We start from the raw sequence: 14,123 nt of genomic DNA on the forward strand, positions 1-14,123 counted from the left end.
GGGCGGCTCAGCCGCCCTGCATGGGCAGGCGCTTGCCATCCGCGGTGATGATCTCGCAGTCGCGGGTCCAGGCCGGCTGCTGGCCGGTGCCGCCCTGCATCCGGCCCGCCGCCTGCTCCCGGAACTCCTCGGCGAGGCTGGCCCGGCCGGCTTCGCCCAGGCGGCACTGCATGTGCATCCCGCCCGGCATGGTCTGTCCGTAGTCGCAGCGCCCGTCGGACTCGCCGGTGACGGCATGCTCGATCTCGAACCCCTTGATGAAGGGGTGCGGCTCGCGTCGGGTGGCCGGGGTGCACGCGGCGACGGCATCGGCGAAGGCCGCCGGGTCCAGCGGGGCGGGAACGTCCGCGTCCTGCGCCAGGGCCGGCGCGGCCAGGGCGATCAACAGTACCAGCGATGACTTCATGGTCAGGCTCCGGGGTGGCGACAGGCCGAGCTTAGCGCATCAGTTCGTAGGGGCCGCCCGTGGCGAGGGCGCGCTGGTAGGCCGGGCGGGCGTGGATCCTGGCCAGGTAGGCCGCCAGCTTCGGGCGCTGGGGGCCCAGGGCGCCACGGGCACCCGCCGCCTCGATCGGGAAACTGAGCTGGATGTCGGCGACGCTGAAGTCCGGGCCGGCGAACCACTCGGACTTTGCCAGCGTGGCCTCGAGGAAATCGAAGTGCAGTTCGACATTGGGCGTCACGAACGAAGCCATCACCTTGTCGGCGATGCCCTTGGCGATGGGCTTGGCGAAGAACGGCATCGGCGCGCTGCGGACCCGGGAGAAGACCAGCGTCATCAGCAGCGGCGGCATCAGCGAGCCCTCGGCGTAGTGCAGCCAATAGGTGCAGGCGCGGCGCGCCGGGTCGCCCGGCGGCGGCAGCAGCCGGCCCTGCCCGTAGGTGTCGGCCAGGTACTCGATGATGGCGCCGGATTCGGCCACCACCGCGTCGCCATCGGTGATCACCGGCGACTTGCCCAAAGGATGCACCCGGCGCAGCTCGGGCGGCGCCAGCATGGTCTTGGGGTCGCGGGCGTAGCGCTTGACCTCGTAGGGGACGCCGAGCTCTTCGAGCAGCCACAAGACCCGCTGCGAGCGGGAGTTCTCGAGGTGGTGGACCGTGATCATGCGCGCCATCCGATGCGGGGAAGACACGAGCATAGCCCGGCCGGCGACGATTCAGCCGGCGCCGCGTAAGGTTTCGCCGATGCGCCCGACCCTGTCCTTGTTGCCCGGCCTGCTGGCCCTGCTCGCCCTGCCCGCCGTGGCGGCCGAACCCACGCTCGACGCCTGCCTGGCCACGCTGCGCCCGCAGGCGCTGGCGCAAGGGGTGGACGGCGCGACCTGGGACACGCACACCGCGGGCCTGGTGCGCGACCCGGGCGTGCTGGATTCGCTCGACTACCAGCCCGAGTTCCGCACTGCGATCTGGGACTACCTCGCCGGCCTGGTCGACGACCAGCGCGTGGCCGATGGCCGGGCCATGCTGGCCGAACATGCCGACCTGCTGCAGCAGGTGCAGGCCCGCCACGGCGTCGACCCGGCCACGGTGGTCGCGGTCTGGGGCGTGGAAAGCGACTACGGCCGCACCTTCGGCAGCAAGCCGCTGCTGGGCTCGCTGGCAACGCTGTCGTGCGAGGGTCGCCGGCAGGCGTTCTTCCGCGGCGAACTGTTCGCGACGCTGCGGCTGATCGCCTCCGGCGACCTGTCCGCCGACGGCCTGGTCGGCTCCTGGGCCGGCGCCTTCGGGCATACGCAGTTCATGCCGTCCACCTATGCGCGCATCGCGGTGGACTTCGACGGCGACGGCCGGCGCGACCTGGTGGGCAGCGTCCCCGATGCGCTGGCCTCGACCGCGAACTACCTGCGCCGCGCAGGCTGGCGCCCGGGCCAGCCCTGGGGGCACGAGGTGCGGCTGCCGGACGGCTTCGACGCCTCGGTGAACGGCCGCCAGTCGCGCCGTCCGCTCTCGCACTGGGTCGGACGCGGCGTGGTGCGTGCCGACGGCCAGCCGCTGGCCGCCGCCGACACCCCGGCCGCGCTGCTGCTGCCGGCCGGCCGCGAGGGCCCGGCCTTCCTCGTGTTCAAGAACTACGACGCGATCTATTCCTACAACGCCGCCGAGAGCTATGCGCTGGCGATCGCGCTGCTGGCGGACCGGCTGCGCGGCGGCGACGGCCTGCAGGCGCGCTGGCCCACCGACGATCCCGGCCTGTCGCGCGCCGAGCGCCGCGAGCTGCAGGCCCTGCTGGTCGCCCGCGGCCACGACATCGGCGCGGTGGACGGCATGATCGGTGCCCGCTCGCGCGCGGCGCTGGCGATCGAACAGGCGCGCCTGGGCCGCGAAGCCGACGGCCGCGCCGGCCAGGCCATCCTGGCCGCGCTGCGCAGCGAAGCGGCCGCGCCCGCCGAGACCCCGCCGGCCGAGACCCCGCCCGTCGACTCACTGCCCGTCGAGCCGCCGCCGGCGCGCTGAACCCGGTCCTCGCCCCGCGGCCGGCTTTGGGCAACAATCGGCCGTCCCCCGCGGAGACCGACCCATGAAGTGGCGCAGCGCAAGACGCAGCAGCAACGTCGACGATCGTCGCGGCCTCGGCGGCCGGGGCGGCGGTGGTGGCCTCAAGCTCGGCCTCGGCGGCATCGCCGCGGTGCTGGTGATCGGCTTGCTGATGGGCAAGAGCCCGATGGAGATGCTGGGCCTGCTGGCCGAAGTGCAGCAGCAGGCGCCCGCCCCGTCGGCGCCGCAGGGCCCGCCCGGCGCGCCGCAGGCCAACGACGAAGCCTCGCAGTTCGTCGCCAGCATCCTGGGCGAGACCGAGGACGTCTGGACCGCCATCTTCGAAGCCAGCGGCCAGCGCTACCCGGCGCCGACCCTGGTGCTGTTCAGCGGCTCGGTGCAGTCGGCCTGCGGCGGCGCCACGGCGGCGGTGGGGCCGTTCTATTGCCCCGGCGACCAGCAGGTCTACATCGACCTGAGCTTCTTCGACCAGATGGCGCAGCGCCTCGGCGGCGGCGGTGACTTCGCCGAGGCCTACGTGATCGCGCACGAGGTCGGCCACCACGTGCAGACCCTCACCGGCGTCTCGGCCCAGGTCAACGACGTCCGTCGCCGCGGCGGCGACGTGGAGGGCGCCGACGGTCCGCTGGTGCGCCAGGAGCTGCAGGCCGACTGCTTCGCCGGGCTCTGGGCCCACCACGCCCAGAAGCGCCACGCCTGGCTGGAACCCGGCGACCTCGAGGAAGCGCTGGCCACGGCCACCGCGATTGGCGACGACACCCTGCAGCGACAGTCCCGCGGCCAGGTGGTGCCGGACTCCTTCACCCACGGCAGCGCCGAGCAGCGCGTGCGCTGGTTCCGCATCGGCTTCGAGGGCGGCGACTACCGCCAGTGCGACACCTTCGCCGCGCAGCGGCTCTGAGCCTCAGCCGCCCCGGGCCGCGCCCGGGGCCTCCCAGGCCGCCAGCCGCGCGTCCTTGGCCAGCCACATCTCGTTGATCCAGCCCTGGAAGCGCACGCGGTGCGCGCGGTCGGCTTCGTAGTCACCTGCGGACAGACCCGCCGGCACCGGCCGCGCCTGGACGTGCACGCGGACCTCGCGCACGCCATTGGCGAACAGGTCGGCCAGGGTCGGCCGCGCCGGCGTGTAGTGCAGGGTCACGTCCAGCACGGTGTCGATCGCCTCGCCCATCGCGCCGACCACGAAGGCGACGCCGCCGGCCTTGGGCTTGAGCAGGTGCGCGAACGGCGAGGCCTGGCGCGCATGCTTGGCCGGCGTGAAGCGCGTGCCCTCGACGAAGTTCATGATCGAGACCGGGATGTGCCGGAATTTCTCGCAGGCCTTTCGGGTCGCGGCGACGTCGCGGCCGGCCAGCTCGGGGCGCTTCGCCAGCTGCTGGCGCGAGTAGCGCTTCATGAAGGGGAAATCCAGCGCCCACCAGGCCAGCCCCAGCAGCGGCACCCAGAACAGCTGGCTCTTGAGGAAGAAGCGCAGCAGCGGGATGCGCCGGTTGAACACCTTCTGCAGCACCGGGATGTCGACCCAGCTCTGGTGGTTGGCCAGCACCAGGTAGTGGCCGCCGTAGCGCAGGCCCTCGGTGCCCTCGACCACGAAACGGGTGGTGGTGAACAGGTCGATCAGCGCACTGTTGACGCCGATCCAGCTCTCGGTGATCACCATCAGCGCCCGGTCCAGCGCCGGGCGCAGGGCGCGCACCGGCAGCAGCGCCTTGGCCAGGGCCACCAGCAGCAGCACCGGCACGTGCACCAGGGTGCTGGTCACGACCAGCAGTCCGGCGAAGAGGGCCTTGGCCCCGCGCAGCCATCGCATCGAAGACCTCAGCGCGCCAGGCGCGCGACCCAGTCGGCGTAGGCGTGGATGATCTTGCCCAGGAACTCGCCGGTGCCCGCCTTGGCGATGCTGCCGTCTTCGGCGAACAGGTCGCCGGCGCCGCCGATGTAGGCCTCGGGCTGCTGCATCACCGGCACGTCCAGGAACACCAGCGACTGCCGCAGGTGGTGGTTGGCACCGAAACCGCCGACCGCGCCGGGCGACACCGTCACCACCGCGCCCGGCTTGCCGCCGAACACGCCCTTGCCGTAGGGGCGCGAGCCGACGTCCAGGGCGTTCTTGAGCGCCGCCGGCACCGACCGGTTGTATTCGGGCGTCACGAACAGCAGCGCGTCGGCGCGGGCCACGCGCGCGCGGAACCGGGCCCAGGCCGCCGGCGGCGCCTCGGTCTCCAGGTCCGGGTTGTAGAACGGCAGGTCGCCGATCTCGACCAGGTCCAGCGCCAGGCTGGACGGGGCCATGCCGGCCAGGGCCAGGGCCACCCGGCGGTTGAGGGAGTCGGCGCGCAGGCTGCCGACGAGCACGGCGACGTCAAAGACTTTGGACATGGGGAATCCTGGGAAGTGGGCCGGCGGACAGCCTAGCAAGCGCCCATGTTACGAAAACGACGTCGTCCCGGGCAGCCGCCGCCGTGCTAGCCTCCCGCCATCACCACGGCTCGGGGGGGCCTCCGGTGCATCTCGATCCCTTCGCCAGCGCCCTGATCGCCCTGCTCGCCTCCGCGGCGATGTCCGCGGGCCTGTACGCGGCGGCGGCCCGCCAGCCCGACGACCTGGCCGGTCCGCAGCGCATCTGGGCCCGCGCCATCCTGCTGGCGCCGCTGGGCTGGCTGCTGCTGGAATGGGCCGTCGACCAGCCGGAGCTGGCGGTCCCCGGCAAGACCCTGATCGTGGCCTCGTTCATCGAATACCTGCGCGCCCTGGTCGCCTCGCGCGGGCGCATGCCCGACTCGCCCTGGTTCGCGGCCCCGGTGCTGCTGGTGGCGGTGGCCAGCGCGATCATGCTCTTCACCCTGCCCGGCCAGCCGATGCGCACCGGCCTGCTGTCGCTGCTTTGCGCCGGCATCGCCGCCAGCACCGCGGTGGTCGCGCTGCGGCCGGCACGCGGCCCGCGCAGCGCCAGCAGCCATGCCGGCATCGTCGGCGCGGCGTTCTCGCTGTGCGCGCTGGTGCTGCTGGTGCGCGGCGTGTTGCTGTTCACGGCCGAGGGCAGCGCCGCGCGCCAGTGGGTGGAACAGCCCTGGGTGGAAACCCTGCTGCTGGGCGGCGCCATGCTCGCGCCGGCGGTCGCCAGCCTCGGCTTCGTGCTGATGGGCAGCGAGCGGCTGCTCGAACGCCTGCAGGATGTCGCCGACACCGACGCGCTCACGGGGCTGCTGAGCCGCGCCGCCTTCCTGCAGCAGGCGCGGCGCTGCGTCGCGCAGGACCCCGGGCAGCAGTGCGCGATGATGGTGCTCGACCTGGACCACTTCAAACGCATCAACGACGAACACGGCCATGACACCGGCGATCAGGCGCTGCGCCTGGTGGCCTCGGCGATGCGCAGCGAGCTGCGCCCGCGCGACCTGGTCGGCCGGCACGGCGGCGAGGAGTTCACGGTGCTGCTGCCCGACACGCCGCTGGCGGTGGCCGAGGCCACGGCGCGTCGCATCCATTCGGCGGTGGCGCGCATCGGTTTCCTGGCCGACGGTGCCGCGGTGCCGCTGCGGGTGTCGATCGGCGTGGCCGCGCTGCCGGACGACGACGACGACATCGACCGCCTGATCCGGCGTGCCGACCAGGCCATGTATTCCGCCAAGCGCGCCGGCCGCAACCAGGTGCGCGTCGCGCCCCCGGGCTGAGGAAGCGGCCCGCCTCGCTTGCTAGACTCGGGTCCCCCGTCGCCGGACCCGCCATGCGCAAGTTGCGCCCCCTGCTCACCCTCGCCGTCATCGCCACCCTGCTGTGGTTCTGGCAGGGCCCGGCCGGCCCGTCCCGCATCGACGCCGCGCTGGCCGACGCCACGGGCGAAACCAGCGAAGCGACCGACGCGACCGCAGCCGCCCGGCCCACGGCGGCCGCCCCCGCCGCGGTCGACGCCTTCGAACGGTTGGGGCTGCCGCCCGAAGCCCGCGACACGCTGGCGCTGATCGCGCGCGACGGCCCGTATCCGCACCGCCAGGACGGCGGCGTGTTCAGCAACTTCGAAGGCCGGCTGCCGTCGCGGCCGCGCGGCTACTACCGCGAGTTCACCGTGCGCACGCCGGGCCTGTCGCATCGCGGGCCGCGCCGCATCGTCACCGGCGGGCGGCCACCGGTCGAGTACTGGTACACCGACGACCACTACGAAAGCTTCCGCCGGTTCGAGCCGCAGCCATGAGCCTCAAGCCCCTGCAGTCGCTGCTGGTCGAGCCGGACCAGTCCGGCGCGTTCTACCTCACGGCGTCCGACCTCGGGCCGCTGCTCGAGGCCGCCGACGGGCTGGGCTTCCGCTGCGTCGCCGTCGACCTGGCGGACTGCACCGACAAGGCCGGACTGATGGCGCGGCTGGCCGACGGGTTTTCCTTCCCGCCCGGCCTCGGCCACAACTGGGACGCGCTGGCGGACGCGCTGGGCGACCTGTCCTGGCTGCCGGCGGAAGGCTACGTGCTGGGCCTGCACGCGCCGGGCGCGCTGCGCGCGGCCGATCCGGACAGCTTCGCCACCCTGGTTGCGGTGCTCGAGGGCGCGGCGCTGGTCTGGCGCGACATTGACCGGCCGTTCTGGGCCTTCATCGCCCTGCCCGACGACGAGTTCGAGGCGCTGGCGCCCTGATCAGCGCGCCAGCAGCAGGAACGGCAGGATCACCACCGCCAGCATCAGCACGATGCCGATGACCGCGCCGAGGGCCTGTCCCGGCCGGGCACGGATGCCGTCCCAGGTACCCGGCGCACGACCCTCGCGGCGCGCGTCCGCGCGTTCGGCGCGCACGCGTTCGCCGCGGGCCTGCTGGTAGTCGGCCAGCAGCGCCTGGGCCTGCGCCAGCTGCGTGGTGCCGGGCAGCCACAGGCCGCCGGCCGAGACGCCCCAGAAACTCGGCGGCGTCTCGTAGAAGTCGATCTCGTTCGCCAGCAGGAGGGCACGGACTTCGTCGGCCTCGTCGTCGGATACGTTGCGAAGATTGAACAGGAGGCTGGCCATCAGGCGATGATAGCGCCCTCCCCGCCCGGAATCCGGACCTGCCCGACCCATGCCTGCCGCACCGTCGCCCGACGCGCCCTCCGCACCTACCCGCCTTCGCACCGCCGGGCTCGCCACGCTCGCCCTGCTCGCGTTCGCCGGCAATTCCCTGCTGTGCCGCGCGGCACTGGCGCACACCGATATCGACCCGGCCAGCTTCACCGCCATCCGCATCCTGTCGGGCGCGATGATGCTGGTGGTGCTGCTGGCCGTGCGCCCGGGCCCGCTGCCCGCCGCCGGCAGCTGGCGCTCGGCCGCGGCCCTGTTCGTTTATGCGCTCGCGTTCTCCTACGCCTACACCGCACTCAGCGCCGGCACCGGCGCCCTGCTGCTGTTCGGCGCCGTGCAGGCGACGATGCTGGTGGCGGGCCTGCTGGGCGGCACGCGCTGGCGCGCGCTGCAGGCCCTGGGGCTGGGGCTGGCGCTGGCCGGCCTCGTCGGCCTGCTTTGGCCGGGCCTCAGCGCACCGCCCCTGACGCCGGCACTGCTGATGCTCGCCGCCGGCGCGGCATGGGGCATCTACACGCTGCGCGGTCGCGGCCTGCCGGATGCGCTGGCCGCCACCACCGGCAACTTCATGCGCGCCGCGCCGCTGGCCGTACTGGCCGCGGGGCTGGCCTGGCCCTGGCTGAAACCGGACTTCGAGGGCGCGCTGCTGGCGCTGGCCTCGGGCGCGCTCACGTCGGGGCTGGGCTACGCGATCTGGTATGCGGCGCTGCGCGGACTGTCGCCGCAGTCGGCAGGCAGCGCGCAGTTGAGCGTGCCGGTGATCACGGCGCTGGCCGGCGTGCTGCTGCTGGGCGAAGCCATCGACCTGCGGCTGGCGCTGGGTTCGCTGGCGGTGCTGGGCGGCATCGCACTGACGCTGGACTGGCGCCGGGCCTAGAGCCCGCGCAGGCTCTCGAAGGCGCGCCGCTCGCCGCTGACCGGATCGACGAAGGCCAGTTGCCGGGCCAGCAGCATGAGGGGCCGGGCGAAGTCCTCGGCCGCGGGCGACAGGTCGGGATACAGCGGGTCGTTGCGGATCGGCGCGCCCAGCGCCGCCAGGTGCAGGCGCAGCTGGTGCTTGCGGCCGGTCACGGGCGACAGCGCGTAGAGCCAGTCGCCTTCGCCGCGCGCCAGCACCTCGATCCGGGTTTCGGCGTTGGGCTCGCCCGCGACCTCGCGCATGCGGAAGAACGGCTCGCCGGCGACGAGGCGACTGCGGCGCACGTGCGGGAAGGCCAGGCCGGGCAGGCCCGGCGCCCGGGCGAGGTAGTCCTTTTCGATCCGCCGCTCGCGGAACAGCGCCTGGTAGGCCCCGCGCGAGGCCGGATCGCAGGACAACAGCACCAGCCCCGCCGTGGCGCGGTCGATGCGGTGCAGTGGCACCAGGTCCGGGAGATCGAGCCGGCGCTGCAGCCGCCGCAGCAGCGTGTGCTCCAGGTAATCGCCCGAGGGCGTCACCGGCAGGAAGTGCGGCTTGTCGGCGACCACGAGGTGCGCGTCCCGGTACAGCACCGTTTCCTCGAACGGCACCGGCACTTCGTCGGCGACCTCGCGCCGGTAGGTCAGCTCGAGTCCGGTGCGGTGGCGCGCGGCCAGGTCCAGCGGCCGTCCCGCGGCGTCGCGGACCAGGCCGCGCTGCATGCGGTCCTGCCACTGCGCCCGCGACACCGACGGGAAGCGTTCGCACAGCGCGTCGAGCACGGTCGGCCACGGGCCGGGCGGCAGCTGCAGGCGACTGGCGAAGCGATCGTCCATGCCGGCATTGTCGCCCGGCCCCGTGGAAAAAGCGCCGGCCTCGGCGCAAGCTGTGCGCACCGGGCGGCATGGGCCGCCCGGAACCATCCTGCACGGAGTCCACCATGGCCAAGGGCCTGAACCAGAAGAAGACCGAGAAGAAGAAGCCGGAGAAGACGCTGAAGGAAAAGCGCGCCGAGAAGCAGTCCAAGAAGTCCGGCAAGGCCTGACCCTCGGGACGGACGCCGCCCGGCGTCCGTCCCGGCGCCCCGTGCCTGTGCCGGGGCGCCTACAATGGGGCCCGTTCCGAAGGCCCCTTTCCCATGACCGAACCCGTCCGTCTCTCCAAACGCGTGGTCGAGATCGCCGGCTGCTCGCGCAGCGAAGCCGAGCAGTACGTCCAGGGCGGTTGGGTCCGGGTCGATGGCGTCGTGGTGGAAGAGCCGCAGTTCAAGGTCACCGACCAGCAGGTCACCCTGGATCCGGCCGCCCGGCTGGAGGCGGCCGAACCCGCCACCTTCGTCCTGCACAAACCCGCCGGCCTGTCGGCCGACGCGGCGCTGGCGCTGGCCACGCCGGCCAATCGCTGGGACGGCGACGACAGCGGCTGGCGCGTGCACAAGCGCCACTTCGCGCACCAACAGGTCGCGATGTCGCTGGAGGACGCCGCCAGCGGCCTGCTGGTGCTCAGCCAGGACGGCCGCGTGGTCCGCCGGCTGGCCGAGGACGCGGGCAAGCTCGAACAGGAATTCATCGTCGACGTCGAAGGCGAACTCTCGCCCTACGGCTGGAACCGCCTGAGCCGCGGCACCGAATTCGAAGGCTGGCCGGTGGCGGCATTCAAGGTCAGCTGGCAGAGCGAACAGCGCCTGCGCTTCGCCATCAAGGGCGTGCGCCCGGGCCTGCTGGCGCACCTGTGCGCGGAGGTCGGCCTGCGCGCCGTGGCGATGCGCCGCATTCGCCTCGGCCGCATCCCGCTGACGAAGATGCCGCCGGGTCAGTGGCGCTACCTGCCGCCCAGCGAGCGCTTCTGAGTCAGGACTCTTCCTCGATCGGCGCGCGCGTCCCCGACAGATGGCGCGCCAGCCCGCCCAGCTGCAGCGCCTGCACGCGGTCCACCACCGGCGCGAACTTCGACAGGTCGTCCGGCGTGTAGCCGCCGACCCGGTACCAGAGCGTGATGCGCGTGCCGCCGGCGTCGGACGGGGCCAGGCGGAACTCCAACGCGCCGTCCAGGGCCATGCCCTGCAGCGGGCCCAGGCCACCGGTGAGGCGCAGCGTCCGGCCCGGGTCGACGAAGGTGACCAGCAAGTGCACGGTCTCGCGGTCGCCCGCGGTTTCGCAGAAGCAGCCGCCGGCACGCGGCTGGATCACCAGCGTCGACGCCTCGCCCCACCAGGTGTGGTCGCGCGGCCACCAGGCGTCGACGTCGTCGACCAGCGCGTCCCAGGCGGTTTCGGCATCCACCGGCACCACCACGGTGTTCTCGATCGTGAACCCGGCGGGCGTGCTGTCCTTGACCTCGGCCTGCGCCACGCCGGCGATCGCGAACGCCGCCGTCGTCGCCAGCAGCACACGGTGCCAGCGCCGGGGCACCGCGCGGCGGCGCGCGGCGTGGCCCGGGCCATCGGTGCGTGCGCCGCGGCTCACGGCGCACCGTCCAGTTGCGCGAGGCGCCGCGCATCGTCGGGACTGAACGACCCGTCGCCAAGGTAGAGCTGGCCCGTCGACGCGGTGACGTCCAGCACCCGGACCTTCATCGCCGCCTCCGGCGTGGCATTGGCCAAGGCCCAGGGCGAGTCAGGACTGGGCGTCAGCGTGACCGTGTGCGTCGCGCCCGGCGCGATGCCGCCCGGCACCGGCACCTGCAGCGCCTGCTGCATCCAGGGCTGGGCGCGCCCCGGCGACTCCAGCGAGGCCTGCACGGTGAAGCGGGTGACCGTGAGGGCCGTGCCGTTTTCCATCACCAAATCCAGGTACGGCCGGTTCCAGCCGGTGTCCTGCGCCTCGAGCCGATAGCGCGTGCCGGCGATGCGGAACGCGCCGACCGCGGCTTGGTCGGCCGCGACCTGGTCGCGCCGGGCCACCAGTCCGGCGCGCTCGGACGCCGTCGCCGGATCTTCCGACGCGCCCGCCCCTTCCGGCGCGCCGCTGCATCCCGCCAGGGCCAGCAACAGCCCCATCGCGCCCATGCCCCGCGCCACGCTGCGAATGTCCGTCATGGCCTGCTCCCGACCGGTTGTGTTTGTCGATTCTAGCGATCCGACCGGCCCCGGCGCCGCCGCCCGGCGGCGGTCCCCTCCCCTTCGGCGGCGCGTGGATGCGAGAATCGCGGCCTGCCAATGCCCCGGACCCGTCATGGCCTCCAGCCTGCTTGCCCTGCTCGACGACATCGCCACCATCCTGGACGACGTCTCGGTGATGACCAAGGTCGCCACCAAGAAGACCGCCGGCGTGCTCGGCGACGACCTGGCCCTGAACGCGCAGCAGGTCGCGGGCGTCAAGCCCGACCGCGAGCTGCCGGTGGTCTGGGCCGTGGCCAAGGGCTCCGCGGTGAACAAGCTGATCCTGGTGCCGGCGGCGCTGGCCATCAGCGCGCTCGAGCAGTGGCTGGCCAGCCGCGGCATCCAGGTCCCGATCGTGACCGCGCTGATGATGGTCGGCGGCGCCTTCCTCTGCTACGAGGGCGTCGAGAAACTGATGCACAAGTTCCTGCACCCGGCCGACAGCGAACAGCGCGCGGCCGAGCTGCGCGAGGCCGTGGCCGATGAGTCGGTGGACCTGGTGGTGCGCGAGAAGGACAAGATCAAGGGCGCCGTGCGCACCGACTTCATCCTCTCGGCCGAGATCATCGTGATCACCCTGGGCACGGTGGCGGCCAAGGATTTCCCCACCCAGGTGGGCGTGCTGGCGGCGATCGCCGCGATCATGACGGTGGGCGTGTACGGCCTGGTCGCGGGCATCGTGAAGCTCGACGATGCCGGCCTGTACCTGAGCCGGCTGCCGGGCGACGGCCCGGCCCGCCGCGCCAAGCGCGCCCTGGGCCGCGGCATCCTGGCCGCGGCGCCGTGGCTGATGAAGTTCCTGGCCATCGCCGGCACCGCCGCGATGTTCCTGGTCGGTGGCCAGATCCTGGTGCACGCGATCCCCGCCGTGCACCACTTCGTGCAGGGCATCACGCCGGCGGGCAGCTGGGGCCTGCCGGTCTCGATGCTGGCCGAGGCGGGGTTCGGCATCCTGGCGGGCATCGCCGTGGTGCTGGGCGTCACCGCCTGGGGCAAGCTGCGCGGCCGGCCGGCGACACCGGCGGACTGAGCCGCTTCCCGGCCGCGGCCCCGACGCGCGCGCCGGTCGCGCCGGCGATCCGGCGCCGGCCGTGCCTCAGCGCACGACGTGCCAGGCGGTCTGGCGGCCGGCGAGGTAGGTCACCCGCTCGCCGTCGAACAGCGCGCTCTGCTCCAGCTTCACCTGCACCCACTGCCGGCCCCACTCGGGCACGCGGGCCTTGATGTTGCCCTCGATGGCGTAGGCGGTGTCGGGATGCAGCGGCCATTCGCCGCCGTCGGCCCCGCCGCTCTGGTCGTCCCACATGCCGATGGTGGGCCCGGCCGCATGGCCGAAGAAGCCGATCGGATGGCTGTAGGTGCTCGAGACCAGGCGCGCCTTGCCGGCGTCGCGACGGGTGGCCGCCAGCACCTCGCTACCGGTGCGCCCGGTGCGGAAATTCCCGGTCAGCAGGTCCTGCCAGCGATTGCCGTCGGCCAGCGCGGCCTGCAGCCCGGCGGGCACCTCGGTTTCGCCCGGGCGCAGCACGTAGCCCATTTCCTGGGTGTCGGTGCACAGCTTCAGGTAGCACAGGCCGACGTCGGTGTGCAGCACGTCGCCGGGCTGGATGATGCCCTCGCTGCCGCAAAACGGCGCGTCCTCCTCGCAGGCCAGGCCAACGCGCTGGAAGTTCACGTCCGGCATGAACCACACCGGCAGCCCCAGCGACTCGAAGCGGCGGCGGATGTACCAGGCGACGTCGTCGGTGTGGGTGGCGCCGGGCGTGATCACCTTCGATGAGAACGCGTCCGACACCACGCTGCGGGCGATGGCGACGATGTGCGGATAGATCGCCTGCTCGGAAGCTGTGCGCGTCTCGGTCCAGCGCACCACCAGGTCCTCGGCCGAGACCAGGCGCGCCGCGTAGCCCTCGGGCAGGACCGCCAGCAGGCGCTCGTGCAGGCCCTTGCTCAGGCCGTCGGCGATCGGCCACTGGCGCGAGACGTTTATGCCGATGCGCTTGGGGTCGCGCTCGGCGATCAACTGGCCCAGCGCCTGCCACTGCGCGTCGAGGTCGCCGCCCGACCACACCGAGGCATAGGGTTCGCCCAGCGGATAGCGATTGACCACCAGCCGGTCGACGCTTCCGTCCGGTTTGCGATGGAAGGCCAGCAGCGTCGTGCGGCGCGCCGCGAAGGTCGGCTGCGGCACCAGCGTGAAATAGACCGGGTCCTCGGCGTATTCGCGCGAAAGCACCAGCCACAGGTCGATGTCGGTCTCGGCCATCAGCCGCGGCAGCAGGGTGTCGAGCCGCTCGGCGAGGATGCGGTTCTCGACCGCGACCCGCTCGCGCGGGGCCAGCACCGCCGGTTCCCCCTGGACCACCCGCCCCTGTTCGAACGCGGCCAGCGGCGGCGACAGGGCGAGGGCGAGGCACAGGCAGGCAGCGGATCGAAGGCGCATGACGAACTCCGGCGAAGGGACTCGCCCGATCATAGCCAAGCCCGGGGGACTTCAGCCCAGGCGCTGCAGGAACTGGATGAGCTGGGCGCGCTGGCCGGGGCCCAGCAGGCGCAGGACCGGCAGCAGCTGGCGGATGACCTGCGGCA

The 14,123-nt window shown here is 73.0% G+C and carries 17 protein-coding genes; 8 read left to right on the plus strand and 9 right to left on the minus strand.

Annotated features, from left to right (window positions below; all coding sequences use genetic code 11):
• Nucleotides 1–7: 7 nt before the first annotated feature.
• Both VFQ84_RS01475 and VFQ84_RS01480 read right to left on the minus strand, forming a co-directional pair.
• On the minus strand, nucleotides 8–406 hold the full coding sequence (locus VFQ84_RS01475) for a hypothetical protein (RefSeq protein WP_325128477.1): 399 nt from the start codon (nucleotides 404–406) through the stop codon (nucleotides 8–10).
• 31 nt (nucleotides 407–437) lie between these two features.
• Nucleotides 438–1,109 carry a glutathione S-transferase gene (locus VFQ84_RS01480; RefSeq protein ID WP_325128479.1) on the minus strand — a complete coding sequence of 224 codons (672 nt, stop codon included), beginning with the start codon at nucleotides 1,107–1,109 and terminating at the stop codon, nucleotides 438–440.
• A 79-nt stretch (nucleotides 1,110–1,188) separates the two neighbouring features.
• Between VFQ84_RS01480 and VFQ84_RS01485 the strand changes: the two genes are divergently transcribed.
• Together VFQ84_RS01485 and ypfJ are read left to right on the plus strand one after the other, a co-directional pair.
• Nucleotides 1,189–2,457 carry a lytic murein transglycosylase gene (locus tag VFQ84_RS01485; protein ID WP_325128481.1) on the plus strand — a complete coding sequence of 423 codons (1,269 nt, stop codon included), beginning with the start codon at nucleotides 1,189–1,191 and terminating at the stop codon, nucleotides 2,455–2,457.
• A 64-nt stretch (nucleotides 2,458–2,521) separates the two neighbouring features.
• Nucleotides 2,522–3,400: a neutral zinc metallopeptidase gene (ypfJ, locus tag VFQ84_RS01490; protein ID WP_325128483.1), complete on the plus strand. Its 879-nt coding sequence runs from the start codon at nucleotides 2,522–2,524 to the stop codon at nucleotides 3,398–3,400.
• 3 nt (nucleotides 3,401–3,403) lie between these two features.
• Here the strand turns inward: ypfJ and VFQ84_RS01495 are convergent, their stop codons facing one another.
• Complete coding sequence (locus tag VFQ84_RS01495; protein WP_325128485.1) at nucleotides 3,404–4,309, minus strand: acyltransferase; 906 nt, start codon at nucleotides 4,307–4,309, stop codon at nucleotides 3,404–3,406.
• An 8-nt stretch (nucleotides 4,310–4,317) separates the two neighbouring features.
• Entirely contained in the window at nucleotides 4,318–4,878 is a 561-nt protein-coding gene (locus VFQ84_RS01500) for an NAD(P)H-dependent oxidoreductase (protein WP_325128488.1), read from the minus strand.
• Between the two features lie 125 nt (nucleotides 4,879–5,003).
• Here VFQ84_RS01500 and VFQ84_RS01505 point away from each other — a divergent pair, with 125 nt between their 5' ends.
• Genes VFQ84_RS01505 through VFQ84_RS01515 form a run of 3 tightly spaced genes read left to right on the plus strand, consistent with a single transcriptional unit; the run spans nucleotide 5,004 to nucleotide 7,122 of the window.
• Nucleotides 5,004–6,170, plus strand: a complete 1,167-nt coding sequence (locus VFQ84_RS01505; RefSeq protein WP_325128490.1) for a GGDEF domain-containing protein — start codon at nucleotides 5,004–5,006, stop codon at nucleotides 6,168–6,170.
• Between the two features lie 53 nt (nucleotides 6,171–6,223).
• On the plus strand, nucleotides 6,224–6,688 hold the full coding sequence (locus tag VFQ84_RS01510) for a ribonuclease domain-containing protein (RefSeq protein WP_325128492.1): 465 nt from the start codon (nucleotides 6,224–6,226) through the stop codon (nucleotides 6,686–6,688).
• A complete protein-coding gene (locus VFQ84_RS01515) occupies nucleotides 6,685–7,122 on the plus strand; it encodes a barstar family protein (protein ID WP_325128493.1) in 438 nt (145 codons plus the stop codon). Before VFQ84_RS01510 ends, VFQ84_RS01515 begins: the two co-directional genes overlap by 4 nt.
• On the opposite strand, the gene VFQ84_RS01520 is transcribed toward VFQ84_RS01515, so the two are convergent.
• A complete protein-coding gene (locus VFQ84_RS01520) occupies nucleotides 7,123–7,488 on the minus strand; it encodes a DUF6164 family protein (RefSeq protein ID WP_325128495.1) in 366 nt (121 codons plus the stop codon).
• Nucleotides 7,489–7,537: 49 nt separating this feature from the next.
• Here VFQ84_RS01520 and VFQ84_RS01525 point away from each other — a divergent pair, with 49 nt between their 5' ends.
• Nucleotides 7,538–8,413 carry a DMT family transporter gene (locus VFQ84_RS01525; protein ID WP_325128498.1) on the plus strand — a complete coding sequence of 292 codons (876 nt, stop codon included), beginning with the start codon at nucleotides 7,538–7,540 and terminating at the stop codon, nucleotides 8,411–8,413.
• On the opposite strand, the gene VFQ84_RS01530 is transcribed toward VFQ84_RS01525, so the two are convergent.
• Nucleotides 8,410–9,270: a pseudouridine synthase gene (locus VFQ84_RS01530; protein ID WP_325128500.1), complete on the minus strand. Its 861-nt coding sequence runs from the start codon at nucleotides 9,268–9,270 to the stop codon at nucleotides 8,410–8,412. The genes VFQ84_RS01525 and VFQ84_RS01530 overlap by 4 nt on opposite strands.
• Nucleotides 9,271–9,572: 302 nt before the next feature.
• Here VFQ84_RS01530 and VFQ84_RS01535 point away from each other — a divergent pair, with 302 nt between their 5' ends.
• A complete protein-coding gene (locus VFQ84_RS01535; protein ID WP_325128502.1) occupies nucleotides 9,573–10,283 on the plus strand; it encodes an RNA pseudouridine synthase in 711 nt (236 codons plus the stop codon).
• Nucleotide 10,284: 1 nt separating this feature from the next.
• On the opposite strand, the gene VFQ84_RS01540 is transcribed toward VFQ84_RS01535, so the two are convergent.
• Nucleotides 10,285–10,899, minus strand: coding sequence for an SRPBCC family protein (locus VFQ84_RS01540; RefSeq protein ID WP_325128503.1), 615 nt, complete (start codon nucleotides 10,897–10,899; stop codon nucleotides 10,285–10,287).
• The gene (locus VFQ84_RS01545) at nucleotides 10,896–11,471 is read right to left on the minus strand and encodes a hypothetical protein (RefSeq protein WP_325128505.1); all 576 of its coding nucleotides are present in this window, start codon (nucleotides 11,469–11,471) and stop codon (nucleotides 10,896–10,898) included. The genes VFQ84_RS01540 and VFQ84_RS01545 overlap by 4 nt, the downstream gene beginning before the upstream one ends.
• A gap of 136 nt (nucleotides 11,472–11,607) precedes the next feature.
• Here VFQ84_RS01545 and VFQ84_RS01550 point away from each other — a divergent pair, with 136 nt between their 5' ends.
• A complete protein-coding gene (locus tag VFQ84_RS01550; RefSeq protein WP_325128507.1) occupies nucleotides 11,608–12,564 on the plus strand; it encodes a DUF808 domain-containing protein in 957 nt (318 codons plus the stop codon).
• A 66-nt stretch (nucleotides 12,565–12,630) separates the two neighbouring features.
• Here VFQ84_RS01550 and VFQ84_RS01555 read toward each other — a convergent pair whose 3' ends face one another.
• Entirely contained in the window at nucleotides 12,631–13,977 is a 1,347-nt protein-coding gene (locus tag VFQ84_RS01555; RefSeq protein ID WP_325128509.1) for a M24 family metallopeptidase, read from the minus strand.
• Nucleotides 13,978–14,123 lie beyond the last annotated feature (146 nt).

Origin of the sequence: Arenimonas sp. (genome assembly GCF_035721105.1) — a bacterium.
Lineage (GTDB): Bacteria > Pseudomonadota > Gammaproteobacteria > Xanthomonadales > Xanthomonadaceae > Arenimonas.